Genomic DNA, 23,506 nt, shown 5'->3' on the forward strand with positions numbered 1-23,506 from the left:
TGCTGACTGCCCGCATCAAGCGAGCAGTCTTTTTTCTTTCACAGATACGACAAAATGAAGGTGCTCCCTCATATATTTTTAACAATCCCCCTAAAATCAGTTGACGTTAGTTACGTTTCGTCATTAAACTATGAATGCTGCATGTATTAAGCGTATATTCAATTACTCTTTAGATTCGGATACACATCATGCAACATATGAAAACGTAAAGGATGGTTCAAATATGTCTCTTAAACGTTCCTCCAAAGGCGGAGAAATTCCGCAAATGTACAATCTGGACGAGATGGATCGCAAAATCATCGCCGCGCTCCATGAGAACAGCCGGATTTCCTATACAGACCTGGGTACACAGATCGGTTTATCCCGCGTAGCCGTTCAAGCTCGCATCAATGCATTATCTGAAAAAGGAATCATCGAACGTTTCACCGTTGTCATTAACCCAGGCAAGGTGGGGCTACAGGTCTCTGCCTTTTTCAATGTCGATGTGGAACCGCGCTTTCTGGATGAAGTTGCAGAGATGCTGGATGATGAACCAGCCGTGACCAGTCTCTATCATATGACAGGCCCAAGTACCCTGCATATGCACGGTATTTTTGCAGATATGGAAGAGATGGAGCAGTTTATACTGGAGAAACTCTACAAGATGCCTGGCATCGTCAAAGTGGAATCACAACTGCTCTTAAAACGATATAAAAGCCGTATGGGCATGAGACTCTAGGAGGATAACCACATGAGTTGGAAAGATTACAACGGTCTCGTAATCGGTATGGTACGAACCGGAATTATAGGATACGGCGGTGGCCCCTCGGTTATTCCGCTAATCCGTTATGAAGCCGTCACCCGGTACAAGTGGGTCAGCGACGATGAGTTCGGCGAGATTCTGGCGATTGCCAACGCCCTGCCCGGACCCATTGCAACTAAAATGGCTGCTTATCTTGGCTATAAAACAAAGGGGATTCTAGGCGCGATTGTGTCCGTACTCGCTCATATTTTGCCGACAAGCATCGCAATAATTGCTCTACTCGGTTCGATGTACGCCCTGCGCGAATCCAAGATTGTGGCGGGTATGGTCGCAGCTGTGCGGCCTGTCATTTTTGTGATGCTTGGCATGATGGCCTATGAATTCGCGATGAAAGCCTGGAAAGGCTTGGGTAAGTGGTTTGCGATTTTATTCGGTGTGATTGCCTTTGCAGCATTACAGTTACTCAATATTCATCCGGGACTGGTGATTACGGTGTTCCTGGCCTATGGTTTCTTCCATTTCGGGCTGGTGCAGCGTGTAAAATCCAAAGGTAACTCCGACAAGGAGGTATCGTAGGATGCTTCAGACATGGTGGGAATTATTTTGGGGATTTTTCGTAGCGAACATCCTCGGATATGGAGGCGGCCCCGCTTCCATTCCATTGATGCAGGAAGAGATTGTGAATCATTACCGCTGGATGACAACCGAGCAGTTCGGAGATGTACTGGCGATCGGCAATGCGCTCCCAGGCCCGATTGCCACCAAAATCGCTGCTTTTGTCGGATATCACGTCGCAGGCTGGTTTGGTGCGTTCATCGCCAGTTTCGCTACCATTGTACCGTCAGCGGCTGCACTTATTCTATTACTCCGTTTGTTGAACAAACACCGGACCTCACCTAAGGTCAAAGGTATGACTCTACTTGTGCAACCGGTGATTGCTGTGCTCATGATTCTACTCACTTGGGAATTCGGCCAAGTATCCACCGGTTCGATCGGCATTTGGCAGACGCTCATTATTGCAGGCATCTCCCTCTGGGTTATGACCAAAACTAAACTGCATCCGGCAATTCTTATCCTTATTGCTTTTGCCTACGGTGCTTTGGTACTGTCACATACGATGTGACCAGATTAGACCGCTACTTTAATTCATTTTTGAATTCAGAAAAACGTAAGTTTTCAAATGTGGATGGTACTCAAAAAGGTGATATCAGCATTCAAGCTGATATCACCTTTTTGACATTTACTATTTCTGATCCGTATTCCGACCTTACTTCTCCTCAACCACAACGTTGACCTTGGTTTTTACACCTGCATAGGAGATGGTAATGGTCGCTTTACCTTTACCATTCGCTTGAATGATCCCGTCTTTTACGGAAGCCGTCGCAATGCGGGAAGAAGTCCACAGTGCTGGTTTGGACACATTGGCTTCACTTCCGTCCAAATATGTTGCGGTTGCGACTACGGTTGCCTTATCGCCAACTTTCATCGTCAACGTGACTTTATCCGTCTGTAAATATTTCAATGTATCTACATCCAGCGCAATCGTAACCGTTTTGTTACCGTACTTCGCAGTTATTCTTGCTTTACCTGAGTTCAGTGCCTTCACTTTGCCTTTGGTCACTTGAGCCACTTTATAACTGTTTGATTTCCACTCTGCTTTGTCTGTAACATCCCGCTCACTGCCATCACTCAAGGTAGCAGTCAACTTCAATTCCACGGTTTCACCGGATTTCAGGGAAAGAGCAGGCTCAGAAGCTTCAATTCGAGAAATAACATCGACTTCAACCTGAATTGTGATTTTCTGTGAGCCATATTCAGCCGTGATGTTAGCTTTACCACTGCTATTGCCTGTGATTACACCTTTTTTCACATCAGCTACACGGGCATTGCTCGATTTCCAGGTCGCATCGGCTGTGACGTCTTTCGTATTACCGTCCCCATCCGTGCCTGTAAGGACAATGGCTTGAGTTTCTTTTGCCGACAACACGACAAAGTTCACATCCGCTTCCAGTCCGCTCGCCATTCCTACTTCTACAGGCAGTGTCAACGTTTTTCCTTCGATTTTAGCCGTAATCGTCGCTTTGCCTGTCGCTACACCCGTAATAACCCCTTTGCTGTCGACCTCTGCGATTTTCTCGCTGCTGCTGCTCCACGTTGCATCGTCAGATACATCCTTGGAAGTTTCACCGTATACGGCAAGCACTTTGGCAGCAGTGGTTCCGCCAACAGCAACGGTTGCTTTCTTTTTATCCATCTCATACTTGTCAGGCACGTCTACGTTTACTGTGAATTTCACCGTTTTGCCGCCATAGGCTGCGGTAATGGTAGCTGTACCCGATTTATAGGCAATCAGTTCACCGCCCGATACATATACAATATCTGCATTGCTGGACGTCCACGTCGCTTTGGACGTTACATCTTCCTTGCTTGCATCGATGTATTCAGCGTTTGCTGTAAGCTGTTTCGTTCTATTGTCACCGGTAACGCTCATGGCAAGTTTGTCTGTCACATCTTTGATATCCAGATATCTCGCCGTATCCACATCGACAGCAATCTCTACCGTTTTGCCACTGTATGCAGCCTTAATCGTTGTTGATCCCGCACTTATTGCTGTAATCTGGCCTTTGAATACCGTAGCCACCTTCTCATTGCTGGATGTCCACGTTGCCTGATCGGTTACATTCACATCACTACTGTTTGGATATGAAGCTGTAACTGCGACATTGGCCGTTTTATTCGTATCACTCAAGCGGAAGAAGATGCTCTGTTTCGCTACGCTCAGCTTGCTCGTCAGATCTACATCCACATCTACGGATACCGACTTGGTACCATATTTACCTGTAATTGTGGCAGAACCTGCCGAATAACCTGTAATGTTGCCTTTCAGTACGTCTGCAACCTTTTCGTTGCTTGACGTCCATTCTGCCAGATCGGTTACATCTTTGGTAGATCCATCTGGATAGGTCGCTGTTAATTTGACACTTTCCTTCTGTTGAAGAAGCAGACTGATCTGGCTTTTGTCTACATCCACACGTTTAACCACTTCCACATTAACATCTACAGTTACGCTCTGACTGCCCAGCTTCGCCGTAATCAACGCTGTGCCTGCACTCTGACCCGTCACTTTACCGTTAACCACTGTTGCCACTTTCTCATTACTTGTCGACCATTCAGCACTGCTGGCCGCCTGCTCATTCGTTGAATTATCACTATACGTTGCCGTCAGCAAAATATCCTTGGTAACCCCTGTACGGAGATCAAGATCTTGCACATTTTTGGAAAGGGCTTTGACTTTCTTGGTCACTTTGATTTGAATAGGTTGACTTTGCCCCTGATAGGCCACTGTAATCGTGGCTGTACCTTCTTTTTTGGCAGTTATCGAACCATTATATGCAGATGCTACCGAAGCATCACTGCTCGTCCAGGATGAACTGATGGTCACGTTTGCCGAGGTATTATCCGAATATACCCCCGTTACGGTGACCGACCCGGAATCGCCGACTTCGAGCGACATTTCATTTTTGGAAACCACAATTTTGGACAGTTCTTTCTCTGCCGCAGCGGCCAAGCCTACGTTGGATATACTCAGTATCAACACCAGCATCATCACCATGTACTTGGTCAATCTTGGCTTTAACATCATTTCCCTCCGATTATTCGTCAATTTTTTCCTACTCTAATTAATGTCGGCAAGAACTTTCCAGATGTTTAGACTTTCAGGAAATTTTCAGGTAATTATATGGAAATTCATACTATAGTCTCATCTATCATCTACGATGGACGCCATGGGAACACGTTTTGGAGGAAAAGTCGCAGATTTGCTAAGTCTAATTCATAACCATTTCCGTGGCGCATAACCTGAATATAAGGCTTATCAGCATAAGTAACATCATTTTTCAGTATCGGGGGAAATCGGTGTGAATCAGTCATTTGATTACATCCACTATTGGGAGCAGACTTATTCTTCAGGTAAAACGTCGGGCAGGGGTTCATATGGCGTGCTGGCGGAATTCAAGGCCGAGGTAGTCAATGCGTTAATCCAGCGGGAAAGTATTTATCGGGTCATCGAATTCGGCTGCGGAGATGGAAACCAGTTGAAATATATGAACTATGGTGAATATCTGGGCATGGACGTGTCATCCTCGTCGATAAAACAATGTGCTTCGCTATATGCCAGCGATCCTTCCAAAAGCTTCATGGTGTATACGCCGGGCCTGTGGGTCAATCGCGGTTTTCTCCAAGCTGATCTGACCGTGTGTCTGGATGTGCTGTATCATATTACAGATGAAACGGATTTTCGGGCTACCTTACGCGATGTTCTCCACACTTCATCTCAATGGGTGGTGCTCTATACAAGGCTGAAGGAGCAAGGGGAATCCGGCGTGAAAACCATCCAGGATCGGAATCTGTTCCACTATCTATTCGATTATCCCGAATTCAAAGTGCATGAGATCATACGCCAGCGATATCCCGAGCAGTCCTCTGCCGACTTTGTCATTCTGAGACGTTCGCCAGCGAGGTAAAATCTATATCTGAAAAAAAAACAAAAATAGAACCAGCCTGTGTGTGCGGTTCTATTTCTTGCTTCTGTTCAACTAGGCAGACGTTTAACGATACTATTTTACATGTATTTAAATATGCCTTTGAAGTTTGACATGTAGTTCTGTCGATGCCGCAGTACCATACTCCAGATAGTTTACAGAACCGTTGAAGTTTAAATAAGCCTCATAACGCATACGAATGGCGGGTAAAGCGATCATGTCCAGAACATTTTCCTTTGGAACCCACCTGCACTCACTCGTTTCCTCAGAAGTCGTTAACTCTCCACCCTCTGCTCTGCACACGAAATCAAACATGACTTTTGTAGGAACATCCGTTACACCGTCATACCACTTATGAATAGCTGTATTAGAAACAACGCTTATTAAATGGCTAACCGTTGCGATGATTCCACTTTCCTCTTGGACTTCACGAATGACGCCATCTATCAGGTTCTCTCCGATTTCAGTTATCCCACCAGGATATACCCAGCCATCATCATGAGTTTTGACCAACAGGATATTCCCCTGTCCATCTTCTACAATTCCGCCTGCAGATACGATATGTGTCGGAAATGACATTTAGGAACCTCCTACTTTTAGTTAAAATAACCCCTCGTTTCCACGCAACTTCGCCAGCGCTTCCATATAGAAGTAATCGCCGTAAATAATCGGCACATTGATTCCCCGGCCTTCCGGGTAATGCACCGTTCCTTGCATAATCAGCCCTTCTTCCGCTACAGATTCAGCAGGGCTGTAGCGCTCATACAAGCCGCGGACGATGCGCTCTCCCGCGGCGGCGTAGATTTGCCCGCGCGGCGACAGCTTCGCGAGCTCGAACAGACCGCTCGCGGCAATCGCCGCAGCGGACGAGTCCCACGCCGCCTGATGCTCCGCAGGCGCGCGGAAATCCCACACCGGCACGATGTCTTCGCCAAGCATGGCGAGGAAGACATCGGCCGCCCGCTCCGCTGTCTCCAGATATCGGGCTTCGCCCGTATACCGGAAAGACAGCGCAAACCCGTGCAACGCCCAGGCGGTGCCCCGCGCCCAGGCGGACCCGGGAGCATGGCCTTGGCCGCCATGCTCCCGTAACTTCTGCCCCGTGCGTGGATCAAACTCCACCACGTGGCAGATGGACCCGTCAGCGCGGACGAATTCGCGCGCCACGGTGTCCGCATGTGCTTCCGCCAGCCATCGGAAGCGAGGATCGCCGCTCTGCTCGGATGCCCAGTAGAGCAGCGGCAGGTTCATCATGCTGTCGATAATGGCAACGCCGCGCGTGTCCATCATCGACGAGCGGAAGTTCCATGCGCGGATGAACTCACCGCGCACGTGAAAGCGGGCAGCGAGCAGATTCGCGGCAAGCATGCCGCGGCGGCGCCCATCCTCGCTGCCCATCTGGCGATAGCTGGCTACGCCACTAAGCAGCCAGATGAAGCCCAGATCGTGATCCACCAGGTCTGGGTCACGCAGACAATCTTCGAGCTGTCGCTCACAGCTAGCGGCGATCCGCCGCAGATCCGCGGCCGCTTCATGCTGCGGATCATCCCGGTACACCAGCCATAACAGTCCGGGCCAGAAGCCGGCTGTCCACCATGCCGGATCATTTTGGTCGTACACACCCTGCGGTGAAATATGAGGAAAGGTATCCTGGATTCGTGTCGCATTTCGAACCGTCTTGCGAACCCCCTGCTGCCATGCTTCCTCCAGCCATGTTGCCGATGTTGAGGTATTCATGATCATGTCCCTCCTGTTTCTATACGAGATCGCGTCCCAATCGAATAGTGAATGTCAGTTGCTGTGCATCGTAAACTTCCATCCGTGCTTGCTTGAGTAGCCCGTTGCGTGACGCCACTTCCTGTGGACTTAGATGAATCACCGCTTTTGCATCTTCAATTGTCGATTCAACGTACGCTCCCCGGTAAGCTGTACGCACACTTTGCTCCGTACAGGTAATCACAGCCTGTTCCTGACCATCGCTGAACATCAGTGGAATCACAGCTCCCACCGCCTCAACCTCACCCTCGAATATATACGTCACCATGAGTTCATCCGCTCGTTGCACATAACGGGTAATTATAGAGCGCATCCCAGGTAAAGGCCCCATCCAGATGATCTCAAAACCATTCTCCGTTGTATTCGACGTGGCTTTCTCAGCAGTTTCCCTCTTAGCTTGCTCAGAAGCTTTTCCCGGATCATGCTCAGCTGTACTCTCCGCAATATTCGTACCAACGGCGGACACCGTGTTATGCAGTTTATTTGCTGCCGTAATCTCACCCTTCCGGGTCACCACTTTAAACAGGATTGAACCGCCACCGTGTGCCGGATCAATTCCCGCATCACGGTCATACGGACTCCCTGATGGTATGCCCACAGCCAGACTATGCCACACCCCATCCGTTGTCTTCCAGGCGGGGCAATAACTCAAAGGCTGCACCATACCCTCAGCAAATTCCGTAAATCCTGCCTGTACATGGCTGGCTGCGGACGGGCCTAATAATCCCGGCAAACCTGCCTGTTGCACCCGCACCAGCCCCGGAATCGTATACGGGTCATTCAGCGCAGTGTGCAGAACCAATTGCTGGCCTGGCACAGAGGCCAGCACGGTTTCGAACCAGCCGTCCGCCTGCAGTACCCTGTTTCCAATCTCGGAGGGGAGATAGGATTGCACCATACCCTCATCTGAATCACGAAGACAGGCATATGCCAGCGCGGCTGCCGTCCACAGATTGTAACAGGTGTGATTGGTGTATACTTCGTAGCCGTGACGTTTCTCAGGCGCATATTCGTTGCGTACAATCTTCAAACGTCCATCCGGCATCAGCCAGCGCTCTACGGCTTCAAAACAACGATTTGCCGCTCGTGCGAACGCCCCGGCCATCACAGAATCCCCGGCTTGCATCGCCAGCTTGGCATGCACCGAGCACACATATGCCGCCGCTGCTTCATTCCATTGGTGCTGGGAGCTGCGACCTCGCGGCGGTATTTCTCCCAGCGGAGACAACATCAGCAGTGAGCTGAACGCACCATGGTTCAGTCTCTCTCGTAGTGCATCCGCGACTGCCCCTTCGTAACCTGCATCAAGCATCACTTCAAAATGATAGCGGGTAGCGATATCATAGGAAAACGGACAATTCGGCCGATCCAGCGGGCCGTCCTGATACAGACCGAGCGGAGTAAAACGTGGCAGATGGTATGCTTCCAGATAACGATCCATCCATGTTGTATCCTCAATCGCAAGATGTTCGCTCCATCGCAGATACTCACCCGAGATCATAATCGCATTCCAGTTAATCATGCGATTGGCATTATTCATCTTACTCATCGTAAATACATAATCGTTCTCAGGATCAATCGTCCGAAGTGCCTCGGCCCAGATGGCGGCCTGATCAGGTCGATAAGACCTTAGCAACATGTATGCACGCATCATCAGTACAGGGAAAAAATCCGGATGATTATCCGGCGCGCTGCCGCTTACCACCGCATCAATGCTATGTGACAGAGCTGCCGATGCGGAATCCAGCAACTCGATGTGCCCTGCACCCACCAATACTGCAGCTGCCATAGCGTAGGCTGGAGTGGAGTAGTACCGTTCCATGCCTGAGTACGGATCGATAATTGCACCATGACTATCCTGATATTTCGTGTAAGCGCACACAATTTGTTTCACGAGTGCCAGCTTACGCTCCCTGCTCCAGCCATCTGCCGGTGCAGAGCCAGCCTCAGCTACTAATGTGCGATACCTTTCAAGTTCATTTTTCCATGGATATGTCGCTGTGGCTGTATAACGACTCACGTGGACTCACCTCGGCTTCTCCTTGATGGGGTATAACCATAAAATCAACCTGACATACAATCTCCAGCGGAGCAATATTGGCGGTTTCGGCATCTTCAGCTCGTCCATCCTCGCCCTTTGTCGCTGTGAGTTCGTTCCCTTTCCAAATAAGTGATGTACGATAAAATGTAACCGGGACCTGATCATGATCCACGGTATGCACGGCTTCAGTCTGCACCTGCCAATGGACAGCATCATAGTTCATATACAGATTAGCCTGCGAAGCCTGCCACCGAAGCCTGCCTTCCTTTTCCATCACTGGGCGTACCCGGCTTATCCAGCGCTCAACGATTTGTGATTCAACATATGACTCGTTCAACGAAGACATCGCAACACTAACTTCTGTGTCCTTCTTCCATCGAAATGTGTCTATAATCCGCAAGGTTGCCATATCTACATGCACAACCGGATCGGGAGGATTATCCATACTACCACCGCCGGCCCTTTCCGTACTTCTCATAATCCCATTCATCCCAACACAATCTTCTCCGGCCTTCCAGCTCAGTTCGCGTGTATACCGGTGTAATGTTGTTGCTTCGGGATATGCACGCGTCAGGTCGAACAAGACTTGCATTTCACTTCCATCCGGCTCAAGCCTGAATTCCAGCAACTCGGCTCCAGCCTTTCTACCCGAATGTTGCTCGCAACCTCCGATCAGGGGCACGTTATGCCCGGCAGATGAGATATGAAATAACTGCTCGCGCCCTGGAGCAAAATACGCCTGCGTGTACAACCCTGCCCCAGGGTCACACAGTATATTTTCGCCACCGCAGTGGATAATCACTTGTCCCAGATCATTATGATTGTGGGGTTCATCATTATGGCCGCCTTTAAACGAACACGCCACCTGAACCCACTCCCGGTCTGAACAAGGTTTGCTTGTCTCTCCTTGTACATTCAGCGGCATATGAAGGGCATGTTTAGCAACCATCCATTCCAGCTGTTGAAAAATAAACCCTCCATTCGCCCGCTCAGCCGCTTCTCCATGTATACGTTTATATACCACCGGATCGCTCCACATCACGTTCCGTAGCAGATGGGCCCAACGACGACAAGGATCGTCTGTCAGCCTGGGAATACGCAAGGGCAAATCCACTTCCATTCCGAAACGTACAGCTAACAGAGACAGGAGCCCCGAAGGTATCTCCTCATGCTCCGAGCTATCCGAATAATTGATAAATGTACCTCCCGACAGATGGATTCGTAGCGGAAATGCCGCTATCGCCGCTATTTTGGAACCTTGTAACAGGTCCAACGCTCCCTCTGTGTAGTCCAGTAACATCTCGGCATAATAGACGAAGTAACCGAAGCCATACACCCAGTACCCAATCCCTTCAGCACAGCCGCCGTCCTCGCCATACCCGCTCAAGAACGCCTTCATACAGTCGATCGTCTGCCTGGTGGACTCCAGCAGCATCGCCTGATCCTCCAGCAATAACAGAGCAGCCATGCCACAACATCCCCCACAGACAGCAGACCAGTTGTGATCGGCTATCTGCCAGTGATATGCCCTCTTTTCCCTGTATAACGGCGTAAAGATACGTCGCTCCGCCTCTTTACGTATCCGTTCAACAACCAGAGCATCGAGATGATGACGATGAAGTGCCACAATCTCCGCAAGCATATGTACCGTCTCTGCGGCGAAGAGGTCGATATTGCCTGCTACCTGCTCCGCCTCTCCCGTTCCCAGATGTGCCGGAAGGCACCACGTATATTCATCACATACCGCCCACAACATCTCTTCGAGAGCATGAACCATATGAGGGGTGCCAGCATCGAGAGCAAGCATGGCAACGGCTGCTAATCTACCGCGCCTTTCGAAGTAAACCTGCTCGTATGCTTTGCGGTCTCCCGCCCTGCCGAACTGTCGAAATAATTGAAATGTCAGAAGAGGTAGCGGTTCTCTTGATGCTTGCTCTCCATACCTTCGTAAATCGGTGAGCATCTCAGCCAACTCGGGCCGGAACAATTTTTCCCGAAGTTCATCAGCCTTGAATCCTGCACCCTCTTGAACATGATTCCGATTGTTAATGTTAAGAAACACCTGCTGGATCTGCTCTTCGTCTGGCCAGTCGGGTACCTCAGATTCATCTACAGCGTGTCTTACACGCATTTCATGATGTTCGTTTCCGATTTCGTGATTAGAGCCTTGCAAAGGATTCACCACGCTTCACTAATGGAATTTAAGATAAGCTACACAATAGCAAGTGGAGATTGCTGCACCACAGACAACCACTGACGAGCAATTAGCTCATGACCTGCCGCAGTAGGATGAACGCCATCCCATAACCAGTATGAAGCATCGGCTTGCTCCAATGCCGCATCGAACGTTTGCTGTAGCGGAACCCACACCGCCCCGAAGTGCTCGGCCATTTCTCGAACCTGTTGCTGGTATTCAGCCATAAGCGTTTCCCAGCCCTCCCATTTCTCCAGTGTCGCCCCTGTCTTCAGAATGAAAGGCTCCATCAGTACAAGTCCGGTATCCGGTATAACTTCCCGTGTTTCCTCCAGCAAGTGACGATACGCCCGGGCAAAACGATCTGTATATCCTCTTGGTTCATCATTCATAAAACGCCAAGCATCGTTCACCCCAATCAGGATACTGATCAGATCGGGTTTCAGACTATATGTGTCTTCATTCCAGCGTGCGTACAGATCGGATGCCCGATTTCCGCTAATGCCTCGGTTATAGAACGTTTTTTGCTTGCTCGCCAGTTCCATGCCCAGTCTGCTTGAGATCAAATACGCGTACCCGTGACCGAGAACATGATTCAGATCCTCATTCCGTGATCTTCCTCCGTCGGTAATGGAATCCCCTTGAAACAAAATCGTCGATGGACTTGGTTTCATCTTAGACATCGTTCCTTTCGCTCAAAATAGTTGATGAAATCCTTCTACTATATCCATGGCACAACAGACTATTTCATGCTGCTTTCTCCATCTTATCCCTTTTAGGTTCATTAGAAAATAGCGTTTTCATCACGATCTCGTCATTCTATCCCATGAGGTAACGTAATATCATCATGGATACAATACCAACCAGCACCGTACCAAGCAGACTGCGTGTCCAGATGGCTACAGCCACTGTGGGCAATGCTGCCCATAAGGCGGCATTTTCTGTAATCGGCACCAGTCGATTGCCTGACATAAACAACTCCTGACCAATAAGTGAGGCCATGACGGCAACAGGCACATATTCGAGCCAGCGCATCAGCCACACCGGAATCTGTATTTTACTGAAGAGCATAAGCGGCAATACTCGTGGGATAAAGGTAAGCAGTGCCGAGCCCATAATAATCCAGAATACATCCCATCTTACTTCCATCGTTCCATAAACACTCCCATCGTTGCTGCAACCACTGCCGCTATGATAATGCTCAGACTGCCTAGTGAAGCCATGCTTGCTAAGATAACACACACGACCGCTATGATTGCTACATTGATATGTATTTTTTTGCTTTTGCGATGTACCAACTGAAGCACGATTAGACCGATAAACATCGCTGGCAACGCATAGTCCAGTCCGAAGCGATCCGGGTTCGTAATCCAGCGCCCAAAGTACGCTCCCGCCATGTTCGCGACAAACCAGTTCAAATACGCCGTAATGTTCAGACCATGCATCCAGCGCTCACTGAGCGTTTTTCTGCCGATCGCACGGGTCATCGCCACACCGAATGACTCATCCGTAAGCAGTGAGCCGATCCACATATTTTTAAGTGGTGTCAAATGTCTGAAATACGGAGATACCGCTGCGCTGAGCAACAGATGACGCAGATTCACAAAAAATATAGTGAAAATGATGGCTAACGCCGATCCATTGGAAGCCAGCATCCCTGCTGCGATGAACTGGGCAGAACCTGCATATAAAATCAGGCTCAACAATGCGGTTTCAGCAAAACTGAGACCTGCGGTCATCTCGATGACCCCCGCTGCAAAGCCAATACTTAAATATCCGAGCAATGTCGGAACACAATCCCGAACCCCCTGCATAAATGTTGCCTCATCCTGGATTTCCACACTTTTTTCATGTGCAGCTAATCTCGGTGCACTTTCATTCAACTCTCGTACAACTCCTCTCTAATTTTAAACACTGTCAGCCGATATATATCGATACATACCATTCTGGGTCACAGACTTTAAGTAATTAATGCAGAATTGGTATGCATTAACTTAGAAATATACCATATTTTATGTCAGTTCGGGAGAGTTGACAGGGGGAGAATGTACTATGAAGAAAATGAAGCAGCCAAAGGAGAAACGAACGTTACAGATGAGAGAGAAACTGATACTTTCATTTGCTATCGTGCTCCTGATCCCGACGATCAGTTTAGGCATCATTTCATTCCAGACAGCGGCTACCAAGGTCGAAGAAAAAATGTTTGAGAATGCCAACAGTAGCGTGAGTGTACTGAATCAGACCATTGACCAGATTATTGGGGCCACACGCAAAAATGTAGACTTCCTGGCAAGTCAACTGGATGCTGGTAATGTGGGTCCGGTTCAAGGGGACGAAACGAAAACGATTCGTACGTTACTTGATGCTTACAAAGATACCCACGATGACGTGGAACTTGCTTCCGTCGGAACGGATAAAGGTGTCTATATCAACTCCCCAGTCACCGCCGTGAACAAACCGGGATACGATCCCCGTGAACGTCCTTGGTTTAAGGCTGCTTCGGAGAACAAAGACGTACCTACTGTAATCACACCTTACATCTCAAGCAATACAGGTAACGTAGTTGCTTCGGTTGCTCAGACGACTGGTGACGGTCATGGTGTTGTTTCGGTCAGTCTGTCCCTTCAAGCTCTTTCCGAGACGGTAAACTCCACGAAAATCGGGCAAAGAGGATATATCTATATTATCGATAATGCGAATAAAATCATCGTACATCCAACCGAAAAACCAGGTACTGAAGGTACGATGGAACCTTATAAACAAATTTTTGATCAAAAGAATGGTGATCTGCAGTATACGTTGAACGGAAAAAACGAGCATGCCTTCTTCGTAACCAATGAAACGACAGGCTGGACAGTCGTCGGTGTTATCGATAACGACGAAGTTACGGAAACCGTTCGTCCAATCCTGTACACTACCCTGATTGTTATTACAATTGCTCTAGTTATCAGCTCCATCATTATTTTCTGGATTGTACAAGCCATTACGAGACCTCTCAATCGACTTGTCAAAGCTTCTAACGAAATCAGTGACGGTAACCTGACAATCGAGGTTGCTGTGAAAGGTCACGATGAGTTCGGCAAACTCAGTAACAGCTTTAATAAAATGAGTGCATCTCTACGAACTGTCATTCAGGATGTGCGTAATACAGCTGACGAGCTTACAACATCTTCTGCACAGCTTGCTATCAATTCGTCAGAGACAACCAAAGCTACAGAGCAAGTGGCCCTCATTACAGAACAGTCTGCAGCTGGCATTGAAAAGCAGGCAAACAGCCTGAAACATACCGCACAGCAGATGAATGAACTTGCCGGAGGGGTAGGACAAGTAACCAACAGTACTCAGCAAGTGTCCGAAGCCGCTATGCAAGCAAGCGAACTTGCGCAACAAGGGAACTCGACGATCAAAACGGCTGTATCGGAGATGGGCTCCATTCAGCATTTTGTGCAAGGTATCGCAGAAACCGCAACACGGCTGGATCAGCATTCCAGCTCCATCGGTGAGATGGTTTCTGTCATTACGGATATCGCAGCCCAAACCAACCTGCTTGCGCTGAATGCTTCCATTGAAGCAGCCCGTGCAGGCGAGCATGGACGCGGATTCTCCGTTGTAGCAAGTGAAGTCCGTAAACTGGCGGAGCAGTCCAGCGAATCCGGCCAGAAGATCGTGGAGATGGTCGCGTCCATTCAGCAAGAAATCTCCAAGGCCAATGAGAATGTTCGTCTGGGACAAAAGGATGTAGACAGCGGCATTCGGGCTGTACAATTTGCCGATGATGCATTTGTACAGATTAGCGAGGCTGTTGGGGTGGTCAATCAGCAACTTGAAAATATTGCAGCAGCATCCGAGCAGATGTCTGCCAGCACAGCAGAAGTGGTGCAGTCTATTGACCACATTCATACCATCTCGGAAACCAATGCCGATGGCACGGAGAATATCTCCGCTGCAACGGAAGAGCAAGTGGCCTCCATGCAGGAAATCTCCTCCTCTGCCGATTCCCTTGCTCATCTGGCTAATAAGCTGCAGAAGCTGGTAGAGCAATTCAAGCTGTAATGGACAACCAACGCAAATCTTTCGCCATTGGCGAGCCATATTAGAGCACATCAACACATAAAAAGTCCCTTTGCCGAACTGGTCTTGACCAGAAAGCACAGGGACTTTCTTATTGGGATAGCCTTACTTACTTACTTACTTACTTCTCCTTGCTTGCTTACTTGTTTATTACTATGGCTAAATCTCAATATTCAGCCCAGAAGTGACCGCCCTGCATAGCCCTGATCTAGCTGTATATTTTTCTAACGATCGCCAGGAACGCTATTTGGATAATATTATACCGTTTTATTTTCTAACGATCTCAGGGAAGCTTATTAAGGATAAACCATGTGAAAATGGACGTAGATCGTGTGTTTGTAGTGGAATAAGGTTCCTGGTGATCGTTACAATTTCAGAAACCCCGGTATTGCCAAATTAAGCTCATCTGTGATCGTTAGAGTCACTGCCCGTTATACTATGTTCCAAGCTGAGAATAAAGTTCGACAATATGCACGTAACACATTTAGAGTCGATGGCTCTAAATTGGTGAAAATTAACTACATTTATGGATTATAGAATTATATGCAGTGTGAAATTAAAATGTTTACATATGGATTAAGGCAATACAACAAGAAATTGTACCGATTGATTCCCGTTTACGTGCTCCTTTTCATGTATTATGGTACTTAATGAAACTCGAGATCCCACGTAAAGACGGTCCTAATCCATCTATCGGTTACATGAATCGGGAACGTCTTTTGTAATCGGAGTCTTTCAGCACTTCTTTTTAGTTGTAGTAAGTTTCTTTTTTATAACATAACTGTCTAATTAATAAGTCTTAAAAATCCGTCCTTTTTGATATTCAACTGCTTTTGTGTCGCCTTTGACAATAACCGAACGTTCATTTAATATAGACTCATGAGACATAAAGATGAAAAAAAGAACCAAGCTATTTTCGATTCCACAATCCAGTTGATTAATGACGTTGGGTTCGCAGATCTCTCCATGTCAAAAATAGCCAAGCGAGCTAACCTTTCTCCTGCTACTATTTATACTTATTACGAAAATAAAGAAGATTTGCTAGTCAAGCTGTATCTGGATGTAAAAGAAAAGTTGAGCAGAAGTATGTTGCATGGTATTCATGAAGAATTGGATACTAAAGAAATCTGCTATATCTTCATGAAGAACTCATTAGAATTTATGATTGAAAACAAAGATTGGTTTCTTTTCTTGGAACAATTCACAGCATCACCATTTATGAACAAGTTATGTATGGCTGATACTACTCCCGTGTTTGAAAACTTGTACCGTTATTTTGAACGAGGGATTAGCGATGGCTCTTTAAAAAATGCGAAAGCGGAGTTAATTATCTCATATTGTTATTTCCCTATTGTTCAGCTTGCAAAGGAATATTATGAAGGAATGTACACTACAATTGAAAAGGAATTTGAGCTCATATTTTCACTGAGCTGGGATGCCATTAGTCAATAATGGCATTTATTATGATCATTAATTAAACGATCATTCATTTAATTAATGATAAGAAAGTTAATATAGAAAGAACGTTGAAGTTCTTAATATCCACAGTGATTTCTTTTAACGAGAGTCAGCTTTTTCAAAGAAAGGATGGCAGCAATGAAGGTGATTTTATATGGTGTAACAGGTATGATCGGTCAGTTAGCATTAAGAGAAAGTTTACGCGATCCAGAAGTTGAACATGTATTAGCAATTGTACGTAAACCAACAACCAACCAACATGAGAAATATCAAGAAATAGTTTTACCAGATATTTCTGATCTTTCTCAAATTCAGGATAAAGTAACGGGATATGATGCATGTTTTTATTTAATTGGTGTTAGATCAGCTGGTATGTCAGAGGCTGACTATATTCATATCACCTATGAATTGACAATAAAAGTAGCCTCTCAATTAGTCAAACTTAATCCCGATATGAAAATGATTTATATTACGGGAATGGGAGTAGATAGTACGGAGCAAGGACCAGAACTATGGGCTCGTGTGGAAGGAAAAACGGAAAATGCGTTAATTCGCCTTCCTTTCAAAGGAGCATATATGTTACGTCCATTAGTTATTTTACCCATGCACGGTGTTCGTTCAAAAACAGCACTTTATCGTATCCTATCCAATGTATTAAAACCTTTGCATCCGTTGCTAAAACGAATGAAGTGGGCTATAACATCTGAACAATTGGGTCAGGTTATGGTACATTTAGCCAAAACCGGAACAACTAAAGAAGTGGTAGAGAATGAAAAGTTAAAAGAAATGGCGTTATCCATTCAAAAATAAGATGTGTTAGAAAATTGAACTAACGAAGGCCCTATTGGATTGCATCTGTTAAGCTAATCTGCCCGTTAGGTGCTAATCGTCTGGTCATGAAGCAGGAGAATCTAGTTATTTTCCAATATTAAAATGTTAAGTTCGTAGTGTTCAATACTGAAATTGAACTCTATTCACCTACTAATTCGACGGTTTTTGCTCCCCGTGGTATCCACGATCTCCGTAAGGCTCCAGCTTCTCGAACCAGCTTTCCAAACATTTGGCAAGCGCATCCTTCGGATCGGCATAGGGATTATCATCCTTTTTCATGACTTCCAATACTTCAATCGTAAATGCACTCTCACCGTATTCATTCCACTCTGCCTGTAAACGTCGATTCAGATGGCTTCCCATCTGCAGCATAAATTGCTGTCCGTTAATGGTCTTCAGATTAGGCGTGCTGTCGATGTATACTTTGCCGTTTCGTTCATTCCGAATTTGATATACGCCTGCTTCTATTTTGACTTCTTTGGCTTGTTCCTGTAACTCTTTGCGTCGATCCATGCTCTTCTCTCCTTTACTTGTTCTTTCTTCTGAAACTTGCTGCTCCATGGCTGGGGCAGACGAGTTATCTGCCAACTTTGCTGATGATCCTTTCGTCTGTTTCCCATCCCCTCTACCGTTCCCTTGTTCCTCTGCTACACGACCCAGCCAGTACTGGCTGCCATCCTCCTTTCGCTCTAACAGACCATAATCCACCAGATATCTCCGAATCTCGACATAGTCAGCATGTACCTTCTCCAAGAGTGCGTTCACTTGTTTTTCGGTGTACTGACGCCGGGATTCAAAACGTTTGGCAATCTCTGCAAGCACGATATACTTATGTTTTTGCTGCATATGGAACGTAGTCATTGGGCCACTTGTACCTTCCGGGAAATATTTGTGTAACACCTGTTTCTGTTCCTCTTCCGATATTTCAAAGGAATGCTGATGAATCGTATGCCCTTGTTTCATAATGGGCGACACCCATGTTGCCGGAGCATGCAGGTCTTTATTTTTCAACAGTTCCATTAACGCCAGAAATATTTTGGCCTGCCTCTCCTTTTCCTTCAAAACGAATCGATGGTTTCGAATGGTAGACGCACTGCCGATGCCCAGAGCCTGTTGCACTTCTGCATCCTTTTTCCCTTCATAGAACTGGGCCAGCAGACCTCGCTGTACATCCGACAATCCTGTCACACTTTTATCCAGCTCCAGCAAATATTCAAATACCGACCCATGGACCTTCTCAATATGAACACGCATGTAACGAACCGCATCATAGAGCACGCCTTCTTCGGGGTAAACAATCCCTGGTTCTGTTGTAAAACCGCAACAAATACAAAAATAGGCCGTTCCTTCCTCTACATATCCGCGTTTAATCTCTTCGAGAGAGGCTGTCTGCAATCTTGAATCCGAGGCTTTCATCCTTCGCCGTCCTTTCTCTAATCCATCTAATGTATTTTGATTTGTGAGTTATTTGGAGTTCCAGGTTAATCTGTATTGATTCATACGGGGAATTTAATTAAATAAATCTCATTTCTTATTTTTGTTAATTTGTTTGTTTATTTATAGATATAATATTATTATGTTTGTTTATTGTCAAACCAACTGGGCGGGTCAGATGCCTCAAACATAGTCCAATCTCCTGCAAAAAAGAAAAAAGACTGCCGGTTCATCACCCCGACAGCCTTCATACCCACTTCATACTCTTTACATTATAATTTGAATCGTTCAATCATGCTCTGCAGATCCTCTGCCATGCGAGACAAGGCCGCTGAAGATGCCGCAACCTCCTCCATTGTAGCAAGCTGCTCCTGAGCCGCCGCCGAGCCATCCTCGGTGCCCGCAGCAATCCGGTTAGAGAGTACCATCGTTTCGTTTACAGCTTTGTTCACATGTCCCATTCCTTGATCGATCTGACGGGAAGCTGTAGCCGCCTCTTTGGCCTGAGCTGCAACAGTTTGAACCGCATCACGAATCGTCTGAAAGGCTTCTCCAGCCTCAGCGATCATCTGCGAGCTTCTCATCATACCTTCACCTGTGCGTGCGAAGGTAGACTGAACAGCATGAGTCTTCTCATGCATCTCGCGCATAAGCTCATTGATCCGCTCTGCCGAAGCGCCTGAGCTGTTCGCAAGCAATTTCACTTCGTTCGCAACCACGGCAAATCCCCGGCCATGCTCGCCCGCTCTCGAAGCCTCAATGGAAGCATTCAGTGCCAGAATGTTCGTCTGTTTGGCAATGGCTGTAATCTCCGCTACAATCTCCAGAATTTCATCATTTTTCGCTCGCAGATCTTCGATAACATCCTCCACAGCCTTGCTCTCATCATTCACTTGCTTTATATGGGATACGGCCTCCTGCATCGTGACCATACCCGTTTCCGATTTGGAGGATGCTTCAATCGCAATACGCTCTGCGTCTCCGGCTCTTGCAGAGATCTCCTTCACGCCAAGCGACATCTCACCGACAAGCTGCTCTGTCGCTGCAAGACTTTCATTCTGCATCGTTGTTCCTGCAGCTGCATCTTGCATCAACTCGGCCACCTGCTCTGTTGCTTTGGAGGTCTGCTCGGAGCTTGCCATCAACTCTTCGGATGACGCTGCCAGTTGACTCGATGTATCATGCACCTCGCCCAGGACATTACGCAGTGAAGTTGTCATCATATCAAAACTATCACCAAGCTGACCGAACTCATCCTTGCGCCGCAGGCCTACGCGAACCGTCAGGTCCCCCGCACTTACTTGAGATGCCGCTTGCGTTAGCTGCTGCAACGGACGATGAATGCTACGGATAATAAAGATCAACAGCACAATACCTACTATAATTGCTACGCCTACAAGTGTAATCGCACGAATCATAATCGGTTGTACGGACTCTGCCGCTTCGGAGGGAATCATCTCGCCTACAATTTTCCAGCCCGTGGCCGTATTTGTGTAAAATACAGCCTCCATCGGTTGACCATCATATGTATAATTCACGGTTCCCCGATCTTTCGTATACATTTCGTTAATGTAACTTTGATCAGACTGAGTACCGGATTCAATCTTGTAATGGAATAGAAACTTTCCGCCATTATCCAGCATATACAGTTTCCCTGCTTTGCCGATATGGATCTGGTCCACCGTCTCCTTCAGATGATTCAAGCTTACATTGGCGCCAAAAACGCCTTGTCCGTCCGCAAGCTTGGCTGCTGCCGTCACCACCCATTCCCCTGTCGTTGAAGACTGATAGGTATCTGAGATGACTGGCTCCGATTGCGACATCGCCATTTTGTACCATGGACGTTCACGAGGATCATAGATCTGGTTTCCGGCATCAGGGGATTTCATCCAGCTTCCATCCTCCGCTCCAGCTGTAAGTACACCTAGTTCTTTATGGTTTTTGGACATTCGATCCATCTGAGCTTGAAGCGCAGGGGACTTGTTAATAATGTCTTCGGATGTAATACCCGATGCCATCTGTGCAGCGTTGTCCTTCTCCATATTGAGCATCTGATCAATCTGCAGACTAAGCATTTCCGTTTTGGCCTGTGCAGAACGAGTAATCTCCATTTTAACCTGATCTGCTGCCTTAAGATAAGCAAGCCACCCTACACTAAGACTGGGAACGATCAGGAATAAAAGGAATGCGGCAATCAGCCGTTTTTTTACAGTCAACGTATACCAGGATTGAAACCGTCCCTTCATTTTTTTCCCTGCTTGAGGCTTTTTTTGAAGCCTTTTTTGAAGCCCTTTTCTCATTATCTATCTATCTCCCATCATTAAGTTCAACTCTTTTTATCGGAAAGTTCGCCGCGAAACATTATGTATCCATATTAAATAATCGCATTTTTAATGATCTGATCCTATTACTTGGATATACTCTCTTTTTGACCCCCTTGTTGGGATCGTTTACAATATTTATATAATGGTTTAATAAGAGACACTTGGAAGGAGAGGGCTCAAATCTTAGGCAAGTTTCACAAGCAACAATCTGTATCTAGTCGTCGCTATTCATCCACGCTACGTATTTTACTCGCATTCATTCTATGTGCAGGCCCGATATTCGGGCTATCTAACAACACCACTGTTTCTGCATCGCAGACTACGCAGGCCGTCCATATTGAAGTCAACGGAGAGCCGCAATTCTGGAACAACGCTCCGCTTATTCTAAAAGGCACAACATTCGTCCCCTTACGAGATGTAGTCCAATCTGTTAAAGGGAATTTGAAGTGGGATGCTCGTACCAACACAGCTACAATAACCGTTGGCAGGGACAAGCTGGTGCATCAAGCCGGAAGCAAATCTATTAAAGTAAACCAGGTTTCTCTCGCCTCTCCAGTGAATTCACGCACCATTAACGGCACATTAATGATTCCTGTCCGGACCCTGGCGAATGCTTTGAAGGCCGATATCCAAGTCCAGCGAACGCCTTCAGGCCAGATGAATGTTGGTATAACGACTGACCAGGTCAGCGTGTTAAATCCTGAAGTGGCTAGCGTAGACACATATCTGCGCGAGATCAACTATCCGGGGATGGCTCTGATTGCACGAGACGGCGAAGTCTTGCTCAAACAGGGGTATGGTCTTGCTGACGAACAGACAATGAATCGTCCGGACCAGAAGACCCGTATCGCCTCCTTAAGCAAGTCATTCACTGCGGCTTCCATTTTGAGTCTCGCAGAAGCAGGTAAGTTGGATATTCAAGATCCAATCTCCACCTATATTTCGGGCATCCCGAAGGGAGATCAGATTACCCTGCATATGTTACTATCCCAAACGTCAGGTCTGCCGTCGGCCTTTGGTCGCGGGGAAGGCGATACACTTGAAAAAACGGTAGAAGAGATTCGCCACAAAACGTTGAAGTTCGAACCCGGCAGTGCCTACCTGTACAGCAATAGCGGTTACGTGCTGCTTGCGTACGTTGTGGAACAGGTATCTGGCATGAGTTATGCAGACTATGTTCAACAAACCATTCTGGGTCCGCTCGGCATGCAGGATTCAGGAGAAGCATCCCGCAAAGTGCATACGAACAGTGGATTTGTCCAGCAGGGAAAAGGATGGACACCTGCGCCTTATTATGTTTCACAATCCGGGTCAGGTACGATCTATTCGACCGTGGATGATCTGCTGAAATGGGATCGGGCACTGTACACTGACCAGATTCTCAGTCAGGAAACGATTGAAACGATGTATAAGCCCTATTCCAATAAAAATTACGGCTATGCCTGGATTCTCAAGGAAAATGGAACAAAACGCACCGTCTTCCATAATGGAAGCGGCGGCGGATTTTCCACAGCATTTTCACGTAATTTATCCGATGATATTACCATTATCCTGCTCGGTAATCATGCAGGCATGGATATGACCACACTGCTAAGTGATGTAGAGGCACGAACGGCCAAAGCTTTGCAATAGAGTCGGTCGCTGGAAGCATCATAACGTGGCCGTAAGGAGCCAACGATTCAGCGAGGTTAGAAGTTTGTGGTTTGTGTTGTGCGTTTTGTGGTTTGTGCCTTGTGGTGCGTGCCTGTTGCGTTTTGGTTAGTGGTTGGTGCTCTGATTGGCGTTGGCGGTTTGGGGCTAGAGTAGGTTGAGGTCAAGGAGTAGCTGAGATTGGGTTGCGGGTTGATTGGGGTTAGAGTTAGGTAGAGTTGAAGATTACGGTTTGGGATGAGGTTTGGGGTGAGGTCTGGAGTGAGGTTTGGGTTGGCTACACAGTCTTCACCCACCCCCTGTTTATTCTAACGATCTCAGATGAGCTTATTTGAGCGATAATCACCCTTCAGAAATTGTAACGATCACCAGTAACCTTATTTCTCCAAAAACACATGATCAAAGCCCATTTTCGCATCAATTCCTATAAATAAGCTTTCCTGT

The 23,506-nt window shown here is 47.0% G+C and carries 19 protein-coding genes; 8 read left to right on the forward strand and 11 right to left on the reverse strand.

Annotated elements, in window-relative coordinates; all coding sequences use genetic code 11:
• The first annotated feature begins 223 nt into the window (after positions 1-223).
• The 3 genes from FS818_RS20520 to FS818_RS20530 are packed head-to-tail and all read left to right on the forward strand — an operon-like array spanning position 224 to position 1,865.
• Positions 224-718 carry a chromate efflux transcriptional regulator ChrS gene (locus tag FS818_RS20520; protein WP_145334190.1) on the forward strand — a complete coding sequence of 165 codons (495 nt, stop codon included), beginning with the start codon at positions 224-226 and terminating at the stop codon, positions 716-718.
• A 12-nt stretch (positions 719-730) separates the two neighbouring features.
• Positions 731-1,318 carry a chromate efflux transporter ChrB gene (locus FS818_RS20525; protein WP_145334192.1) on the forward strand — a complete coding sequence of 196 codons (588 nt, stop codon included), beginning with the start codon at positions 731-733 and terminating at the stop codon, positions 1,316-1,318.
• A gap of 1 nt (position 1,319) precedes the next feature.
• The gene (locus FS818_RS20530) at positions 1,320-1,865 is read left to right on the forward strand and encodes a chromate efflux transporter ChrA (RefSeq protein WP_145334194.1); all 546 of its coding nucleotides are present in this window, start codon (positions 1,320-1,322) and stop codon (positions 1,863-1,865) included.
• 144 nt (positions 1,866-2,009) lie between these two features.
• Here the strand turns inward: FS818_RS20530 and FS818_RS20535 are convergent, their stop codons facing one another.
• A complete protein-coding gene (locus FS818_RS20535; protein WP_145334196.1) occupies positions 2,010-4,382 on the reverse strand; it encodes an Ig-like domain-containing protein in 2,373 nt (790 codons plus the stop codon).
• Positions 4,383-4,659: 277 nt separating this feature from the next.
• Here FS818_RS20535 and FS818_RS20540 point away from each other — a divergent pair, with 277 nt between their 5' ends.
• The gene (locus FS818_RS20540) at positions 4,660-5,265 is read left to right on the forward strand and encodes a methyltransferase domain-containing protein (RefSeq protein ID WP_145334198.1); all 606 of its coding nucleotides are present in this window, start codon (positions 4,660-4,662) and stop codon (positions 5,263-5,265) included.
• 108 nt (positions 5,266-5,373) lie between these two features.
• Here the strand turns inward: FS818_RS20540 and FS818_RS20545 are convergent, their stop codons facing one another.
• The 7 genes from FS818_RS20545 to FS818_RS20575 form a co-directional block, all read right to left on the reverse strand.
• A complete protein-coding gene (locus FS818_RS20545; RefSeq protein ID WP_145334200.1) occupies positions 5,374-5,862 on the reverse strand; it encodes an NUDIX hydrolase in 489 nt (162 codons plus the stop codon).
• A 21-nt stretch (positions 5,863-5,883) separates the two neighbouring features.
• A complete protein-coding gene (locus FS818_RS20550) occupies positions 5,884-7,020 on the reverse strand; it encodes a glycoside hydrolase family 88 protein (RefSeq protein ID WP_145334202.1) in 1,137 nt (378 codons plus the stop codon).
• A 19-nt stretch (positions 7,021-7,039) separates the two neighbouring features.
• Positions 7,040-9,079, reverse strand: a complete 2,040-nt coding sequence (locus tag FS818_RS20555) for a glycosyl hydrolase (protein WP_145334204.1) — start codon at positions 9,077-9,079, stop codon at positions 7,040-7,042.
• A complete protein-coding gene (locus FS818_RS20560) occupies positions 9,036-11,231 on the reverse strand; it encodes a heparinase II/III family protein (protein ID WP_145414434.1) in 2,196 nt (731 codons plus the stop codon). Before FS818_RS20560 ends, FS818_RS20555 begins: the two co-directional genes overlap by 44 nt.
• 80 nt (positions 11,232-11,311) lie before the next feature.
• The gene (locus FS818_RS20565) at positions 11,312-11,968 is read right to left on the reverse strand and encodes an SGNH/GDSL hydrolase family protein (RefSeq protein WP_145334288.1); all 657 of its coding nucleotides are present in this window, start codon (positions 11,966-11,968) and stop codon (positions 11,312-11,314) included.
• A 145-nt stretch (positions 11,969-12,113) separates the two neighbouring features.
• Entirely contained in the window at positions 12,114-12,443 is a 330-nt protein-coding gene (locus FS818_RS20570; RefSeq protein WP_145334208.1) for an AzlD domain-containing protein, read from the reverse strand.
• Positions 12,434-13,108 carry an AzlC family ABC transporter permease gene (locus tag FS818_RS20575; RefSeq protein WP_145334290.1) on the reverse strand — a complete coding sequence of 225 codons (675 nt, stop codon included), beginning with the start codon at positions 13,106-13,108 and terminating at the stop codon, positions 12,434-12,436. The genes FS818_RS20570 and FS818_RS20575 overlap by 10 nt, the downstream gene beginning before the upstream one ends.
• Positions 13,109-13,346: 238 nt before the next feature.
• Between FS818_RS20575 and FS818_RS20580 the strand changes: the two genes are divergently transcribed.
• From FS818_RS20580 to FS818_RS20590, 3 genes are all read left to right on the forward strand, one after another.
• On the forward strand, positions 13,347-15,347 hold the full coding sequence (locus FS818_RS20580) for a methyl-accepting chemotaxis protein (RefSeq protein ID WP_145334209.1): 2,001 nt from the start codon (positions 13,347-13,349) through the stop codon (positions 15,345-15,347).
• A gap of 897 nt (positions 15,348-16,244) precedes the next feature.
• Positions 16,245-16,817, forward strand: coding sequence for a TetR/AcrR family transcriptional regulator (locus FS818_RS20585; protein WP_145334212.1), 573 nt, complete (start codon positions 16,245-16,247; stop codon positions 16,815-16,817).
• Positions 16,818-16,952: 135 nt separating this feature from the next.
• Positions 16,953-17,633 carry an NAD-dependent epimerase/dehydratase family protein gene (locus FS818_RS20590; protein ID WP_260989926.1) on the forward strand — a complete coding sequence of 227 codons (681 nt, stop codon included), beginning with the start codon at positions 16,953-16,955 and terminating at the stop codon, positions 17,631-17,633.
• Between the two features lie 171 nt (positions 17,634-17,804).
• Here the strand turns inward: FS818_RS20590 and FS818_RS20595 are convergent, their stop codons facing one another.
• The 3 genes from FS818_RS20595 to FS818_RS28955 all read right to left on the reverse strand — a co-directional run bounded on the left by FS818_RS20595 (position 17,805) and on the right by FS818_RS28955 (position 21,807).
• Positions 17,805-19,070, reverse strand: a complete 1,266-nt coding sequence (locus tag FS818_RS20595; RefSeq protein WP_145334214.1) for a DUF2087 domain-containing protein — start codon at positions 19,068-19,070, stop codon at positions 17,805-17,807.
• 290 nt (positions 19,071-19,360) lie between these two features.
• Positions 19,361-21,334, reverse strand: coding sequence for a methyl-accepting chemotaxis protein (locus FS818_RS20600; RefSeq protein WP_186375558.1), 1,974 nt, complete (start codon positions 21,332-21,334; stop codon positions 19,361-19,363).
• Between the two features lie 302 nt (positions 21,335-21,636).
• Positions 21,637-21,807: a hypothetical protein gene (locus FS818_RS28955; RefSeq protein ID WP_186375559.1), complete on the reverse strand. Its 171-nt coding sequence runs from the start codon at positions 21,805-21,807 to the stop codon at positions 21,637-21,639.
• Between FS818_RS28955 and FS818_RS20605 the strand changes: the two genes are divergently transcribed.
• Entirely contained in the window at positions 21,794-23,044 is a 1,251-nt protein-coding gene (locus FS818_RS20605) for a serine hydrolase domain-containing protein (protein ID WP_397351800.1), read from the forward strand. The two genes, FS818_RS28955 and FS818_RS20605, sit on opposite strands and share 14 nt — an antisense overlap.
• Positions 23,045-23,506: the final 462 nt, after the last annotated feature.

Origin of the sequence: Paenibacillus xylanexedens, from assembly GCF_007680605.1 — a bacterium.
GTDB lineage: Bacteria > Bacillota > Bacilli > Paenibacillales > Paenibacillaceae > Paenibacillus > Paenibacillus xylanexedens_B.

Coding starts and splice junctions, on each gene's coding strand:
- FS818_RS20520 (WP_145334190.1), top strand. CDS start 224: ATGTCTCTTAAACGTTCCTCCAAAGGCGGAGAAATTCCGCAAATGTAC.
- FS818_RS20525 (WP_145334192.1), top strand. CDS start 731: ATGAGTTGGAAAGATTACAACGGTCTCGTAATCGGTATGGTACGAACC.
- FS818_RS20530 (WP_145334194.1), top strand. CDS start 1,320: ATGCTTCAGACATGGTGGGAATTATTTTGGGGATTTTTCGTAGCGAAC.
- FS818_RS20535 (WP_145334196.1), bottom strand. CDS start 4,382: ATGTTAAAGCCAAGATTGACCAAGTACATGGTGATGATGCTGGTGTTG.
- FS818_RS20545 (WP_145334200.1), bottom strand. CDS start 5,862: ATGTCATTTCCGACACATATCGTATCTGCAGGCGGAATTGTAGAAGAT.
- FS818_RS20550 (WP_145334202.1), bottom strand. CDS start 7,020: ATGAATACCTCAACATCGGCAACATGGCTGGAGGAAGCATGGCAGCAG.
- FS818_RS20560 (WP_145414434.1), bottom strand. CDS start 11,231: ATGCGTGTAAGACACGCTGTAGATGAATCTGAGGTACCCGACTGGCCA.
- FS818_RS20565 (WP_145334288.1), bottom strand. CDS start 11,968: ATGAAACCAAGTCCATCGACGATTTTGTTTCAAGGGGATTCCATTACC.
- FS818_RS20570 (WP_145334208.1), bottom strand. CDS start 12,443: ATGGAAGTAAGATGGGATGTATTCTGGATTATTATGGGCTCGGCACTG.
- FS818_RS20575 (WP_145334290.1), bottom strand. CDS start 13,108: ATGCAGGGGGTTCGGGATTGTGTTCCGACATTGCTCGGATATTTAAGT.
- FS818_RS20580 (WP_145334209.1), top strand. CDS start 13,347: ATGAAGAAAATGAAGCAGCCAAAGGAGAAACGAACGTTACAGATGAGA.
- FS818_RS20585 (WP_145334212.1), top strand. CDS start 16,245: ATGAGACATAAAGATGAAAAAAAGAACCAAGCTATTTTCGATTCCACA.
- FS818_RS20590 (WP_260989926.1), top strand. CDS start 16,953: ATGGCAGCAATGAAGGTGATTTTATATGGTGTAACAGGTATGATCGGT.
- FS818_RS20595 (WP_145334214.1), bottom strand. CDS start 19,070: ATGAAAGCCTCGGATTCAAGATTGCAGACAGCCTCTCTCGAAGAGATT.
- FS818_RS20600 (WP_186375558.1), bottom strand. CDS start 21,334: ATGAAGGGACGGTTTCAATCCTGGTATACGTTGACTGTAAAAAAACGG.